This window comes from Sphingopyxis sp. (assembly GCF_035944815.1).
Classification (GTDB): Bacteria; Pseudomonadota; Alphaproteobacteria; order Sphingomonadales; family Sphingomonadaceae; genus Sphingopyxis.
This window is the reverse complement of sequence record NZ_DASZAU010000009.1, coordinates 861,006-874,660: the sequence shown is the minus strand read 5'-3', so window position 1 is coordinate 874,660 and position 13,655 is coordinate 861,006. Positions and strand designations below refer to the sequence as shown.

General features: G+C 65.6%; 9 protein-coding genes. 3 read left to right on the top strand and 6 right to left on the bottom strand.

Going from position 1 to position 13,655, the window contains the following annotated elements:
* Nucleotide 1: 1 nt before the first annotated feature.
* The 6 genes from VGU00_RS14730 to VGU00_RS14705 all read right to left on the bottom strand — a co-directional run bounded on the left by VGU00_RS14730 (nucleotide 2) and on the right by VGU00_RS14705 (nucleotide 9,384).
* Nucleotides 2-3,226 carry a CusA/CzcA family heavy metal efflux RND transporter gene (locus VGU00_RS14730; RefSeq protein ID WP_327469734.1) on the bottom strand — a complete coding sequence of 1,075 codons (3,225 nt, stop codon included), beginning with the start codon at nucleotides 3,224-3,226 and terminating at the stop codon, nucleotides 2-4.
* A gap of 1 nt (nucleotide 3,227) precedes the next feature.
* Complete coding sequence (locus VGU00_RS14725) at nucleotides 3,228-4,358, bottom strand: efflux RND transporter periplasmic adaptor subunit (protein ID WP_327469732.1); 1,131 nt, start codon at nucleotides 4,356-4,358, stop codon at nucleotides 3,228-3,230.
* Nucleotides 4,355-5,620: a TolC family protein gene (locus VGU00_RS14720; protein WP_327469730.1), complete on the bottom strand. Its 1,266-nt coding sequence runs from the start codon at nucleotides 5,618-5,620 to the stop codon at nucleotides 4,355-4,357. The genes VGU00_RS14725 and VGU00_RS14720 overlap by 4 nt, the downstream gene beginning before the upstream one ends.
* A gap of 59 nt (nucleotides 5,621-5,679) precedes the next feature.
* Nucleotides 5,680-6,009 (bottom strand): hypothetical protein, encoded by a 330-nt coding sequence (locus VGU00_RS14715; RefSeq protein ID WP_327469728.1) that lies wholly within the window; start codon nucleotides 6,007-6,009, stop codon nucleotides 5,680-5,682.
* A gap of 31 nt (nucleotides 6,010-6,040) precedes the next feature.
* The gene (locus tag VGU00_RS14710; RefSeq protein ID WP_327469727.1) at nucleotides 6,041-6,991 is read right to left on the bottom strand and encodes a winged helix-turn-helix transcriptional regulator; all 951 of its coding nucleotides are present in this window, start codon (nucleotides 6,989-6,991) and stop codon (nucleotides 6,041-6,043) included.
* A gap of 104 nt (nucleotides 6,992-7,095) precedes the next feature.
* Nucleotides 7,096-9,384 carry a TonB-dependent receptor gene (locus tag VGU00_RS14705; RefSeq protein ID WP_327469725.1) on the bottom strand — a complete coding sequence of 763 codons (2,289 nt, stop codon included), beginning with the start codon at nucleotides 9,382-9,384 and terminating at the stop codon, nucleotides 7,096-7,098.
* A 181-nt stretch (nucleotides 9,385-9,565) separates the two neighbouring features.
* On the opposite strand from VGU00_RS14705, the gene VGU00_RS14700 reads away from it, so the two are divergent.
* From VGU00_RS14700 to VGU00_RS14690, 3 genes are read left to right on the top strand one after another with little or no spacing between them, the layout of a single operon-like run.
* On the top strand, nucleotides 9,566-10,468 hold the full coding sequence (locus VGU00_RS14700; protein WP_327469723.1) for a nitronate monooxygenase: 903 nt from the start codon (nucleotides 9,566-9,568) through the stop codon (nucleotides 10,466-10,468).
* Nucleotides 10,465-11,961: a carotenoid oxygenase family protein gene (locus VGU00_RS14695; RefSeq protein ID WP_327469721.1), complete on the top strand. Its 1,497-nt coding sequence runs from the start codon at nucleotides 10,465-10,467 to the stop codon at nucleotides 11,959-11,961. The genes VGU00_RS14700 and VGU00_RS14695 overlap by 4 nt, the downstream gene beginning before the upstream one ends.
* A gap of 1 nt (nucleotide 11,962) precedes the next feature.
* Nucleotides 11,963-13,654 (top strand): class I adenylate-forming enzyme family protein, encoded by a 1,692-nt coding sequence (locus VGU00_RS14690; protein WP_327469719.1) that lies wholly within the window; start codon nucleotides 11,963-11,965, stop codon nucleotides 13,652-13,654.
* Nucleotide 13,655: the final 1 nt, after the last annotated feature.

Sequence of the window (13,655 nt, the reverse complement as noted above, 5' to 3'; positions counted from 1 at the left end):
GTCATGCTCCTTGCGGCAAGGCGCCCGCAGGCGCCGTTTCGGCGTCCGGCGTGCGGGCGCGCGGCCTGCCGTACCGCGCATAGAGCGTCGGCAGCACGAACAGCGTCAGCAGCGTCGCGGTGATCAGCCCGCCGATGACGACCGTGGCGAGCGGCTTCTGCACCTCCGCCCCCGCGCCCGTCGCAAGCGCCATCGGCACGAAGCCGAGCGAGGCGACGAGCGCGGTCATCACGACCGGCCGCAGCCTTGCAAGCGCACCCGCCCTTGCCGCTTCGGCCCGCGTCCCGCCCTCGGCGATCAACTGCTGGATCGACGTCACCATCACCAGCCCGTTGAGCACCGCGATCCCCGACAGCGCGATGAAGCCCACCGCCGCCGAGATCGAGAAGGGCATCCCGCGCAGCGCCAGAGCCAGCGTTCCGCCGACGAGCGCAAGCGGAACGCCGGTGAAGACGATCGCCGCGTCGCGCACGCTGCCGAGCGCACCGTAAAGCAGCAGTAGGATCAGCGCGAAGCATGCCGGAACTACAAGGGCGAGGCGGTCGCGCGCCGAGGCGAGATTTTCGAACTGTCCGCCCCATTCGACATATTGACCTGCAGGCAAGCGCACCTGTTCGCGTATCGCCCCCTGTGCGTCCTCGACCACGCTTGCGACGTCGCGGCCGCGGACATTCGCCTGAACGACGATCCGCCTTTTGCCATTCTCGCGGCTGATCTGGTTCGGCCCGTCGACGACGGCGAGCTTGGCCACGCTTTCGAGCGGCACGAAACTGCCCCCCGGGGTCGGTACGGGGACCTGTCCCAGCGCCGCGAAATCGGCGCGCGCGGCGTCGGACAGGCGGATGGTGACCGCAAAGCGCCGATCGCCTTCGAAAATCACCCCGGCATCGCGACCGCCGACCGCCGCAGCGACCGTTTCCTGCAGCACCGCGGCGGTGATCCCGAGACCGGCCATTGCGTCGCGGTTCGGCCGGATATCCAGCATCGGCAAACCTTCGGTCTGCTCGACGCGGACGTCGGTCGCGCCCTCGGTCTTCCGCAGCACCGCCGCGATCCGGTTCGCGGTCGCCGCCATCGTGTTATTGTCATCACCGAAGATCTTGACTGCAACGTCGCCGCGAACCCCGGCGATCAGTTCGTTGAAGCGCATCTGGATGGGTTGACTGATCTCGAAGGCATTGCCGGGAAGGCCGGCGAGCGTCTTTTCAACCTTTGCCGTCAGTTCGGCCTTTGACAGGCGCGGATCGGGCCAGTCCTTCCGGTTCTTCATGATGATGAACGTGTCGGAGATATTTGGCGGCATCGGGTCCGACGCGAGTTCCGCGGTGCCGGTCTTCGAAAAGACAAACTTGACCTCGGGCAAGGCCGCCAGCGCACGTTCGGCGCGAAGCTGCATCGCCTGACTCTGATCGACCGACGTTCCCGGAACGCGCAGCAACTGCGCCGTGAGGTCGCCTTCGTCGAGTTGCGGCAGGAACTCCTGCCCCAGCGTGACATAGGCGCCCGCACCGACGACGAGCGCCGCCACCGCAGCCAGCATCGTCTTTCGCGGTTGTCGCATCGCCCGGTCGAGCCCGGGTTCGTAGCGTGCACCGAGCCAGCGCATGATCCGCCCTTCCTTTTCCTCGACCGGCTTCGACAGCCAGATGGCGAGCATCGCAGGCACGAAGGTCAGCGACAGCACGAAGGCGGCGGCGAGCGCGACGATGACGGTCATCGCCATCGGGGCGAAGGTTTTTCCTTCGACACCGGTCAACGTCAGCAACGGGACATAAACGAGGATGATGATCGCTTGCCCGTATACCGACGGCCGGATCATCTCGCGCGCCGCCGCAGCGACAACGCCGAGACGTTCGTCGCGTTCGAGGGTACGCCCGAGCTGATGTTGTCTTTCGCCGATGCGCCGCAGCGCATTTTCGACGATGATGACCGCGCCGTCGACGATCAGCCCGAAATCGAGCGCGCCGAGGCTCATCAGATTGGCCGACACGCCACCCTTGAGCATGCCGAAGCTCGTCAGCAGCATCGTGATCGGAATGACGAACGCCGCGATCAATGCTGCGCGGAAATTGCCGAGCAGCAGGAAGAGGATGACGATGACGAGCAGCGCACCCTCGGTGAGGTTTTTCGCAACCGTCTTGACCGTCGCCTCGACGAGCCCGGTCCGGTCGAGCACCGGCTGGATGACGATATCGGTCGGCAGCGACGCGTTGATTTCGTCGAGGCGCCCGGCCACGCGGCTCGCCACGTCGCGGCTATTCTCGCCGATCCGCATGATCGCGGTGCCGACGACCACCTCGCGGCCGTTTTCGGACGCCGACCCCATACGGATCGCCTGTCCCGTGCGCACGCTGGCGACCTGATCGAGCTGGATCGGAACCCCGCCGCGCGTCGCGATGACTGTCTTGGCAAGCTGCGCGGTGCCGTCGATCCGCGCGTCGGAACGCACCGCGAGCCCTTCGCCATTGCGGTCGACGACCCCCGCACCGATCGCGCGGTTGTTCGCCTCAAGCGCGGTCGCGAGATCGCCGAGGCCGAGACCGAGCGCCGCCAGTCGCTGCGTATCGGGAACGACCTGATATTGCTTCACATAGCCGCCGATCGTGTCGACACCCGCCAGCCCGGCCACGGGCTTGAGCAGCGGCGTGACGATCCAGTCCTGCGCGGTGCGTAAATAGGTCGCTTTTTCGGCGTCGGTGACCAGCCGGTCGCCCTCGGGCGTGATATAGCTTCCGTCGGGCTGCATTCCCGGTTCGCCGGGCTTGTGCCGGTCGTCCTTGCGATGCTCCATATGAACCGTCCACATGAAGACTTCGCCAAGCCCGGTCGCGATCGGACCCATTTCGGGGTCGACGCCTTCGGGCAACGCCTGCTCGGCAGCGCGCAGCCGTTCGGCGACTTGCGCCCGCGCGAAATAGATGTCGGTCGCGTCCGTGAACACCGCGGTGACCTGTGCAAAGCCGTTGCGGCTCAGCGAGCGCGTATTTTCGAGCCCGGGGATACCGGCGAGCGCGGTTTCGATCGGAAAGGCGACCTGCCGTTCGACCTGTTCGGGCGAGAGTGCGGGCGCACGCGCGCTGATCTGGACCTGATTGTTGGTGATGTCGGGAACGGCATCGATCGGCAGACGGCTCAGCGCCCAGGCGCCGATCAGCGTCGCGATCGCGGTGAGAAGCAGGATGAACCAGCGCCGCGCGACGGCGAAATTGACGATGGAGGCGATCATGTCAGTGCCCCCCATGTTCGGCTTCGCCCTTGGCGAGTTCCGCCTTCAGGGTAAAACTGCCCTCGCCCGCAAGACTCTCGCGACCCGACAGCCCGGTGACGGTGGCCATACCGCCGACGCGCGAGCTCACGGTCACGGGGACGGCGCGGAATCCCTCCTTCGTCCGGACGAAAACGCTCGTCCGGCCCTCGACGGTCTGGATCGCGCTGTCGGGTATGCTGAACGCATCGCCCGAAGCACCAATCTGCAGGATCGCAGTGACCGGTTCGCCGGGGCGCCAGGTGCCGCCGCCATTTTCGAGCAGCGCAACCGCGGGGACGAGACGTGTTGCGGTATCGAGGACAGGCGACACGAAATGGACGCGCGCGGTGGCCGTGCGCGCGCCCGACCGGACCTCGACGGGCGTGCCCGCGCGTATACGTCCTGCATCGGCCGGGGTCAGCGACAGATTGATCGCGACACGGCCGAGATTGGCGACGCGGAACAGTTCGGCATCGGGCGCGACGGTCTGCCCGAGCACGACGCTGCGCGCGGTTACCTGCCCGCCAATCGGCGCGACGACGCCGATGCGGTTGAGCGAACCGCCCCCGACGCCCGCCGCCGAAAGCTGCTGCCCGGCGAGGCGCAGCGCGATATTCGCCTCGGTCATCGCGGTGCGTGCGGCGATCAGGTCGCGTTCGGGCGAGACCTTGAGCGCGAACAGCCGTTCCTCGCGCGCGAGGTTGGAGCGCGCCAGATTGGCGCGCGCCTGCGCGGCCTCGACCTCGGCGCGCAATCCGGCGGCGTCGCGGCTTTCGATCACCGCGACGACTTCGCCGCGCCGGACGCCCTCACCCAGATTGCGGTTGAGCGCAACGACGCGGCCGCCGATTGCCGCCGAGACGACCTGCGTCGCCTGCGGGTCGCTTTCGATCGTCGCGGGCAGGCTGAGCACCCCCGCGCCGGCGGTCGGGCGAACAAGGGCGATTCCCGCCGCCTTGATCTGCTGCGCAGTCAGATGGACAACGCCCTCGGCTTCGGCCTCTTTCGCTTCGGCCTTTTCGGCCGGCGCCGCCGCCTGCTGGCCGCAGCCGGCGAGGATGAGCGTCAGCGCGAGCGGTAGCGCCGCCCGGTATCGATACAAGATGGTCATTGATTGTCTCCCTCGGCAGGCAGCCGGGCCGTCAGCCGCGCGAGGCGCGCGACGGCGTTATGATAGGTGGCGCGCGCGTCGATGCCGGCGCGGCGCGTGTCGAGCAGGGTCCGTTCGGCGTCGAGTAGGATGAGCTGGTCGAACTTGCCCTCGGCATAGCCGAGCCGCGCGATACGCGCCGCCTCGGTCGCGGCGGTCAGTGCCGGTTCGGAAGCCCGGACCGCCGTGGCCGCACGATCGCGCTCCGCCTCCGCCGCCGTGATTGCCCGCTCGGCGTCGAACCGCGCGATCCGGCTTTGCGCGTCGGCGCGGTCGCGCTCGCGCGCGGCCTGCGTCATCGCCGCCCTCCCGCCGTTGAACAGCGGCAGCGGCACCGAAACGCCGAACACCATCGCCTGATCGTTGCTTGCCTCGAGCCGCCGCGTGCCGGCGGTCAGGGTCAGGTCGGGCGCGCGCTGGCTGCGCGCCAGCCGCAACCCGGCTTCGGCCGTGGCGGCGTCGGCGTCGGCCGCGGCAAGCGCCAGCGTTCCGCGTATATCGACGGGGGTCGAAGGGCCCTGCCTCGCTGCCGCGGCCATGTCGAACCAACGCTGGTCGAGCGCCGAGCGAGCGCCGTCGCCGACATATTGCGTCAGCGTGACGCGCGCCGCGATGGCGGTCCGCAGGGCGGTTTCGGCGTCGGTCGTCGCGCGCACCTGTTCCAGCGCAGCGCGCTGTTCGTCGATCGGCGAATTGGCGCCAACCATCACCCGGTCGCGCGCGATGCGCAGATTTTCGGTCGTGACCACAACCTGCGCTTCGGCAACGGCGGCGCTCCGTTCCGATGCGATGGCCGCGACATAGGCCTCGGTCACCGCAAGGCGCCTGTCGGCCTCGGCGACCGCAAGGTCGACCTGAGCACGCTGGATCCGCGCGTCGGCGACCGCGATGCGCGCCGACCTTTTTCCGCCGAGTTCGACGGGCATCGCGAAGGCTATCGTCGTGTCCGATTCGCCGAAACCGCGATAGGGCCCGGTGCCGAGCGCGTTTTCGGTGTCGACGCTGATCGACGGATTGGGACGAAGCCCGGCAACGCCGCGCCCGGCCTGTGCAGCCCAGACGCCTGCTTCGGCCGCCTGCGTCAGCGGGGTGGTCGCACCAGCATCGGCCAGTGCTTCGTCAAGGGTGAGCACGTCGCCGCCCGCGGACGGGGGCGAGGTTTGCGCCTGCGCCGGCAAGGCGCAGAGCGGCGCGGCCAGCATGGCCGCCCATAATGATTTCATTGTGATTTATCCTGAACAAGCCAAAATCAGCTGCCGGATATCCGGCAGCGCGGGCTGGTTCAGGCGATCGGCGGCCTCAGGTTCGCGCCGGGAATCAGTTGCGGCACAAAATCGTGACCGGTGGCGTAATTGACGCCGTAAAACGGCAGGTGCGTGACGAGGTCGCCGGCGGCGGGAGTGCCGACCTGATGATGCCCGTGGCAGCCGCCGTGATTGTGGAGCCCCATCTTGTCGGGATCGTTCGCGGGTTCGTCTTGCGTGTGCCCGGCGTCTTCGGCGCAGGCTTCGGCCGCAACCGGAACCGGCGCCTCCACGGCATGCGCAACGCTCCCCAGCCCGATGGACAGGGAAATCAGCAACCCGATCAGGAGGCGCATCAGCGTCCGCATGCAGCGCATATAGGAGGTAAAGAACGCAATGTCACGCGGCACCCGCACTACCGTCGGCCGTGTCGATCGTGAAGCTGCTGTTCGACAGCTGCAGCTCGTCGCCGCAATGACTGCACGCGGCGACCATCCGGAGATCGTGACCGCAAGGACGATGCGTGAGCAACAGCGGCGGCCCCCGCTCGTCGGAGAACCATTTGTCCCCCCACTGCAAAAGCGCGAGCAACACCGGATAAAGGTCGCGTCCCTTGGCGGTCAGGCGATATTCGACGCGGTCGGCGTGGCTCGAATAGGGGACGGTCTTTAAAATGCCCTGCCGCACCAGCCGTTCAAGCCGCCCGGTCAATATATTCGTCGCCATCAGCGTGTCGCGCTGGATATCGTCGAAGCGGTTGATGCTGGTGAACATCGCGCGGACGACGAGTGTCGCCCAGCGATCGCCGAACAATTCGATCATCGTGTCGACAAGCGGGCGACCACCCGGCCGCCCCGCGCCAATGTCGCCATTGAAGCGGCGGCGCTCGTAATGCGGGACCACCTGCGCCAGCCCCGGCCCTTCGCGCCAATCGACATCGCGCGGGTCGACCTCGGCATGGCAATGCGCGCAGGCCGGGACAGGTTCGGTCGCGTGGCCGCAGGCGGCGTGGTGCAGCCGGACCTGGAAATCGCGGCTGTCCGCTTCCCAGCGGTGCTGCCAGCGCAGCATCATCAATGCGTTGGGGAACTGGTCCCGCCCCTTTTGGGTCAAGACATAATGAAAACCGCGCCCGCCCTTTTTCGGAACCTTGGCAAGGCAATCCTCTTCAACCAGCTTCTTCAGGCGGCCATTGACCACCGAGCGCGCGAGGCCGGTGCGCGTAACGAATTCGTCGAAGCTGTGCGTGCCGAGGAACGCCTGTTCCATCAGCAGCAAGACGGGAACGTCGCCGATCACATCGAGCGCGCGCCAGATCGAACAAGCCCTGATCGTGCGGTCGTGTTTCAAATAAGCCGTCCCTACTTCTCCCCGCCCCCTAAACGAAGCACGGGATGCCGACAAGGCTGGCACCGGCAACAGGGGGGCGGCGCAGAACCGCCCTCCCCGCCAAATCAGAAACGCCCGGTCAACTGGACCGCGATCGTGCGCGGGCGGTCGACGATACCATTATAGGCGTTGCCGGCATTGCGCGTGATCGTCGTCGCGAGCGGCATCGAGCTCGCGGTCTGAAGGATGCGCTGGTTGGTGAGATTGCGCCCAATCAGCGCGACCTCCCACCGGTCGTCGACCTGCGCGAGCGCAAGCCGAGCGCCGAGCTTCACATAACCGTCCTGATGCGTGCGCGGATCGAGGTTCGCCGCGGCGATGTAGGAGGAAGAGAAGTCGGCGTTGACGTTGAACGCGACCTTCATGTCGCTCGTCACCGGCGTGGTATAATCGAGGTTCAAATTGCCCGACCATTTGGGGCTGAGCGCGTTGCGCTTTCCCGAATAGTCGCAGAAGCCGTTCGCGCCCGGCGTCTGCAGATAATAGCATTGGCCGTCGGTGAAGTTCGAGAATTTGAAGTCGAGATAGGCGACCGCGCCGCTAATCGTCAGCCCGTTGGCAATCGCCGCGCGGAAGTCGGCCTCGACGCCCTGCGTGCGCGCTTCGGCGGCGTTGCGAACATTGAAGTTCAGCGTACCGTCGAAAATATTGACCTGCAGATCCTTATAATCGGTGCGATAGAGCGACAGGTTGAACGCGACGTTGCGGCCCTTGTATTTGAGGCCCGCCTCGAAATTATCGGCGCTCTCATCCTCGAACATGAATGCACCCGGCTTTGCGACGGTGGTCGAGCCCGGCAGCGAGTTCGAACGGATGTCGAAGCCGCCCGCCTTGGTCCCCTTGGCATAGGAGGCGTAGAGCATCAGATCGTCGGTCGCATCGAACTGGACGTTGACCATCGGATTGAAGCTGTCTTCGCTGAGTTTGCCCGATACGCTGTGCGCCTCGATATTGAGCGCGCGGAACACGGCCGCGACGACGGGTGCCGGCGCGGTGCTGAGCGGCCCCTGCACGATCGCAAGCGTCCTGCTGCCGGTCTTCTTCTCATGATTGAAACGCGCACCCGCCGTGATGCGAAGCTGGTCGGTCACCGCCAGTTCGCCTTGCGCAAAGGCCGAGATCAGGTCCGATTTCTGGGCATAATCGCGGTCGTTGCGCGTATCGCCGAGCGCGTTGAACGGCGCGCCGAGTGCGAGGAAGGTCGGATTGAATAGCGTAAAGTCCTGCACGTCCAGTTTGGCGTGCTGGTAATAGACGCCCGCGATATAGTTGAACGCCTCGCCGCCCGGAGAGGTCAGGCGAAGCTCCTGACTGAACTGGCGATAATCTTCGCGCAGGTTCGTGCCGTCGAGGAAGCTGATGCCGGAAAAATCGACGTCGACGATCTCGCGCGTCTTGTAATCGAGCAGCGACGAGACCGAGGTCAGCGTATGCTCGCCAAGTTCGAGGTCGGCGTTAAGCGTCGCCCCGAACACCTTGTTCTTGCTTTCATATCCATTGTCCTCGCGGACATAGTCGGGGTTCGTGCTGACGAAGAAGGGCCCCTGGAACACCGTGTTGTAATTGCCGACCGCCCCGAACACGTCGCGCGGTTGCCCCTTCATTTCGAAGTCGGCATATTCGAGCTTGAGTTCGGCAGCGAACGGCCCGCCCTTGTCGAACTCGAGCTTGCCGCGGAAATAATATTCGTCGACGTTGGGCTCGTCGCGATCGAGCTTCTGGTTATAGAAATAGCCGTCCATCGAGCGGTGATAGCCGACGACGCGCGCCTCGATCCCGTCGCTCAGCGGCCCCGATAGGACGCCGGTGAGCTGGAATTCCTTGTGGTTGAATTCATAGAGGCCGCTGATCGAGCCTTCGAATTCGTCGGTCGGGCTGCGCGTCGTGATGTTCACAGCACCCGCGATGGCATTCTTGCCGAACAGGGTTGGCTGCGGCCCGCGCAGCACCTCGACGCGTTCCATGTCGACGAGCGGCAGGCGCGAGAGCTGGTCGCGGCCGTAATAGACGCCGTCGACGAACATCGCGACCGACTGTTCGAAACCCTTGTTGTCGCCCGACGCGATGCCGCGGATCGCGATGCGGTTGGCGATCGCGGTCTGGGTGATCTTGAGGTTCGGGACCGACGAGGAGATTTGCTCAAGGTTGGTCTGGCCGTAGCTTTCGACCTGCTTGCCGCTGACCGCCGAGATCGAGATCGGCACGTCCGACAGGCCTTCGGCGCGTTTTTGTGCGGTGACGATGATTTCCTCGAGCCCGCCCTGATCCCCGGCGGGCGCCGCGTCCTGCGCAAAGGCAGCGGCGGGGCTGGCAAGCGCCGATGCAGCGAGCAGCGCGACGAAATGCTTCTTCATGAACTCTCTCCCTCCCACCATCGTCGGATTTGCCCCGCGATGTTTTTCTGGCCTTGCGACTCTTATCGTCTTTAAGTATCGTTATGCAAGTCAGATAATTCGGGAGAGCATAACAGTGCCGAAAAACGGCCTTCCACCAGCATTGACGCGGGGTTTGCGCCTGCCGGCGATCGCCGCGCCGATGTTCCTTGTCTCGGGCCCCGAAATGGTGATCGCGGCATCGCGCTCGGGCGTGATCGGCAGCTTCCCCGCGCCCAATGCTCGCACATCGGCGGACCTTGAGGATTGGGTGAGCCGCATCGATTCGGCGCTGTCGAACGATCCCGACGCCGCCCCCTGGGCGGTCAACCTCGTCGTCCATCCGTCGAACAGCCGCCTTCCCGAAGATCTCGCCTGTGTCGTGCGCCACAAGGTGCCGCTGGTGATCACCGCGCTCGGCAGCCCGGCGCGCGTGGTCGAGGAAATTCACAGCTATGGCGGGCTCGTCTTTGCCGACGTCAATTCGGTCGGCTTCGCGCGCAAGGCCGCGGCGGCCGGGGTCGACGGCCTCGTCCTCGTCGCCGCCGGCGCGGGCGGGCACACCGGTGCGACCGCGGGCTTCGCCTTCGTCGAGGAGGTGCGGCAATTCTGGGACGGGCCGCTCGTGCTCGGCGGTGCAATCTCGACCGGGCACGCCGTCCGCGCCGCCGAAATCCTCGGCGCCGACCTCGCCTATCTCGGCACCTCGCTGATCGCCTGCGCCGAGAGCATGGCGGTGCAGCCCTATAAGGATATGGTCGTCGCGGCGGGCGCGGAGGATATCATTCCTTCAAAGGGTATCACCGGTGTGACCGCCAACTGGCTGAAATCGAGCCTGATCGCTGCGGGATACGACCCCGCGAACATGCCCGAAGACAAGCGCCCGAACTTCTCCGACGCACAGGACGACGCCAAGGCGTGGAAGAATGTCTGGTCGGCCGGGCAAGGCGTCGGCGCGGTGCGCGGTGTCGAGCCTGTTGCCGCCATCGTCGACCGCCTTGTTTCCGAATATGATGCCGCCGCCGCAAGGCCGCGCTTTGCTGCCGCCGAAGGAGTCCCCGCATGACCGCCGAACTCGTCGACACGATCCGCACCACGATCCAGCCGAACGACCATCCCTATATGAAGGACGCGTGGCGCCCGACCTATAATGAGTGGAACGCGATCTTCGCCAACGGCGATGCCGAGGTGATCGGCAATATCCCGACCGACATCGACGGCGTCTATGTGCGCACCGGCGAGAACCAGATCCACGAACCGATCGGCCGCTATCACCCCTTTGATGGCGACGGCTTCATCCATGCGATCTCGTTCAAGGATGGCCGCGCGAGCTATCGCAGCCGCTTCGTGCGCACCAAGGGGTTCGAGGCAGAGAAGGAAGCCGGTTGCTCGCTCTGGGCGGGGCTGATGGAGCCGCCGCACAAGTCGACGCGCCACGGCTGGGGGGCGCAGGAATGGCTGAAGGATTCAAGCTCGACCGACGTCGCGATCCACGCGGGAAAGATCATCTCGACCTTCTACCAGTGCGGCGAAGCCTATCGGCTCGACCCCTTCACGCTCGAACAGTTCGGCACCGAAAGCTGGGTGCCGCTCGACGGCATTTCGGCGCATTGCAAGGTCGACCTTGCGACCGGCGAGCTCATGTTCTTCAACTATTCGAAGCACGCGCCCTACATGCACTACGGTGTCGTCGGCGCAGACAACAGGCTGAAGCATTATATCCCCGTGCCCTTAGCCGGGCCGCGACTGCCGCACGACATGGCGTTTACCGAGAATTACACGATCCTCAACGACATGCCGCTCTATTGGAACGAGGAGCTGCTCGAACGGAACCTGCACGTCGTCCAGTTTCATCCCGACGAGAAGACGCGCTTCGCGATCATCCCGCGCCACGGCCAGCCCGAGGATATTCGCTGGTTCGAGGCCGAGCCGACCTACACGCTCCACTGGCTCAACGCGTGGGAGGAAGGCGACGAGATCATCCTCGACGGCTATTATCAGGAAGAGCCGATGCCGAAGTCCTATCCGAACGCGCCCGAGGGGCTCGAGCGGATGATGGCCTATCTCGATCAAGGTCTTTTGAAGCCGCGCCTCCACCGCTGGCGCTTCAACCTGAAGACCGGCGAGACTGTCGAGCAAAGGCTCGACGAGCGCGACCTCGAATTCGGCATGTTCAACCATCGCTACGCGGGCAAGCCGTACCGCTACGCCTATAGCGCAATCCCCGAGCCCGGCTGGTTCCTGTTCCGCGGGCTCGTCAAGCACGACCTCGATGCGGGCACGAGCGAAGAGTATGAATTCGGCCCCGGCCGCTTCGGCAGCGAGGCGCCCTTCGCGCCGCGCATCGATGCCAGGGACGAGGACGACGGCTATCTCGTCTCCTTCATCGCCGACCTCGAAACCGACCGCTCCGAATGCGTGCTGATCGACGCCAAGAATGTCGCGGCGGGACCGGTGTGCCGGATCATCCTGCCCGAACGCATCTGTTCGGGCACCCACACAGTGTGGGCGAGCGGCGACGATATCGGCATGGGCCTGAACAGCGTGCTGGCCGCCTGAGATGATCGTTGCGGGAGAGGATAAAAGGCAGCGGTACCGTGACAGCGGCTGGTGGGGCGACAAGACATTTGCCGACCTGTTTTTCGCCAATGCGGTGGCGCATCCCGACCGGCTCGCGCTGGTCGATGCGCCCAACCGGGGCGACTTCGCCTTCGGCGAGCCGAAGCGGCTGAGCTATACCGAACTCGAGGCGGAGATCGACCGGATCGCGGGCGCGCTGATCGTCGCGGGGATCGGCAAGGACGACGTGCTGCTCGTCCAGCTTCCGAATATCAGCGAGTTCGTCGCGCTCTATTTCGCGGCTGCTCAGATCGGCGCGATCGTCAGCCCGGCGGCGGTGCAATATCGCAGTCACGAGCTGAAGGGCATGATCGGCGTCGTCGAGCCCAGGGCTTTTGTCTGCGCGACGCAGGTGAAGGGTTGCGATCATGTCGGCGTCGCAGAGCCGCTGCTGGGCGGCATCGCGCTGATGACCTTCGGACCGAATCCGCCCGCCGGCGCGCTCGACCTTTCGGTCGCGAAAGGCGACGAACGGGCGCTCGCCGCGCATGTAGCAGCGAACCCGGTCGATGCCGACGATATCTTCACCATCTGCTGGACCTCAGGCACCACGGGCGTACCCAAGGGCGTACCGCGCAGCCACAACCACTGGATTGCGGTCGCGGGCGCCGGCTATGAGGCGATGAAGGTCGGGCCGGGCGACGTGCTGCTGAACCCCTTCCCGCTCATCAACATGGCGAGCATCGGCGGCATCACCATGTGCTGGCTGACCAGCGCGGGTACGATGGTGCTACACCATCCCTTCGACCCCGGCGTGTATCTGAAACAGATTGCGACCGAACGGCCGAGCCTGACCATCGCCCCGCCCGCAGTGCTCAACATGCTGCTGCAGAATGAAGCTTTGCTCGCATCGGTCGACCTGTCGAGCCTGCGCGTCATCGCCTCGGGCTCGGCGCCGCTCGCGCCCGCGATGGTGCGCGGTTTTCAGGAAAAGCTTGGCATCATCATCGTCAATGTCTTCGGATCGAACGAGGGGATGAGTTTCATCACCGGCGAGGGCGACATGCCCGACCCCGACAAGCGCGCGAGCCTGTTCCCGCGGCGCGGCACCTATCAGCGCCCCTATGGCGAGGGCCGCGCGCCCAATATCGAGAGCCGGCTCGTCCCGCCCGGCGGCGGCGATCCGATCGAGGCCGACGGCGTCTCGGGCGAATTGCAAATCCGCGGGCCGACCTTGTTCGAGGGCTATCACAACGCCCCCGACCGCACCGCCGAGGCCTTTACCGACGACGGCTGGTTCCGCACCGGCGATTTGTTCGAGATCGCCGAGGGCGGCGACTTCTATCGCTTCGTCGGGCGCTGCAAGGATCTGATCATCCGCGGCGGGGTGAATATCTCGCCCGAAGAGATCGACCAGCTGCTCGGCGGGCATCCACTGCTGGCCGAGGCGTGTGTCTTCTCGCTGCCCGATCCGACGATGGGCGAGCGCATCGGCCTCGCCTATGTCCCGCGCGGCGCCGACGATGTCGGGATCGGCGAGGTCGCCGACTATCTGCGCGGCCACGACCTTGCGGTGTTCAAACTGCCCGAGCGCCTGTTCCGCTTCGACGCCTTGCCGCGCAACGTCACCAACAAGGTGATGCGCAGCGAAGTGCGCGAAATGGCGCTCGCCACTCTCGAAAAGGAAGCCTGAC

Coding starts and splice junctions, on each gene's coding strand:
- VGU00_RS14705 (WP_327469725.1), bottom strand. CDS start 9,384: ATGAAGAAGCATTTCGTCGCGCTGCTCGCTGCATCGGCGCTTGCCAGC.
- VGU00_RS14725 (WP_327469732.1), bottom strand. CDS start 4,358: ATGACCATCTTGTATCGATACCGGGCGGCGCTACCGCTCGCGCTGACG.
- VGU00_RS14700 (WP_327469723.1), top strand. CDS start 9,566: ATGTTCCTTGTCTCGGGCCCCGAAATGGTGATCGCGGCATCGCGCTCG.
- VGU00_RS14720 (WP_327469730.1), bottom strand. CDS start 5,620: ATGAAATCATTATGGGCGGCCATGCTGGCCGCGCCGCTCTGCGCCTTG.
- VGU00_RS14690 (WP_327469719.1), top strand. CDS start 11,963: ATGATCGTTGCGGGAGAGGATAAAAGGCAGCGGTACCGTGACAGCGGC.
- VGU00_RS14715 (WP_327469728.1), bottom strand. CDS start 6,009: ATGCGGACGCTGATGCGCCTCCTGATCGGGTTGCTGATTTCCCTGTCC.
- VGU00_RS14695 (WP_327469721.1), top strand. CDS start 10,465: ATGACCGCCGAACTCGTCGACACGATCCGCACCACGATCCAGCCGAAC.
- VGU00_RS14730 (WP_327469734.1), bottom strand. CDS start 3,226: ATGATCGCCTCCATCGTCAATTTCGCCGTCGCGCGGCGCTGGTTCATC.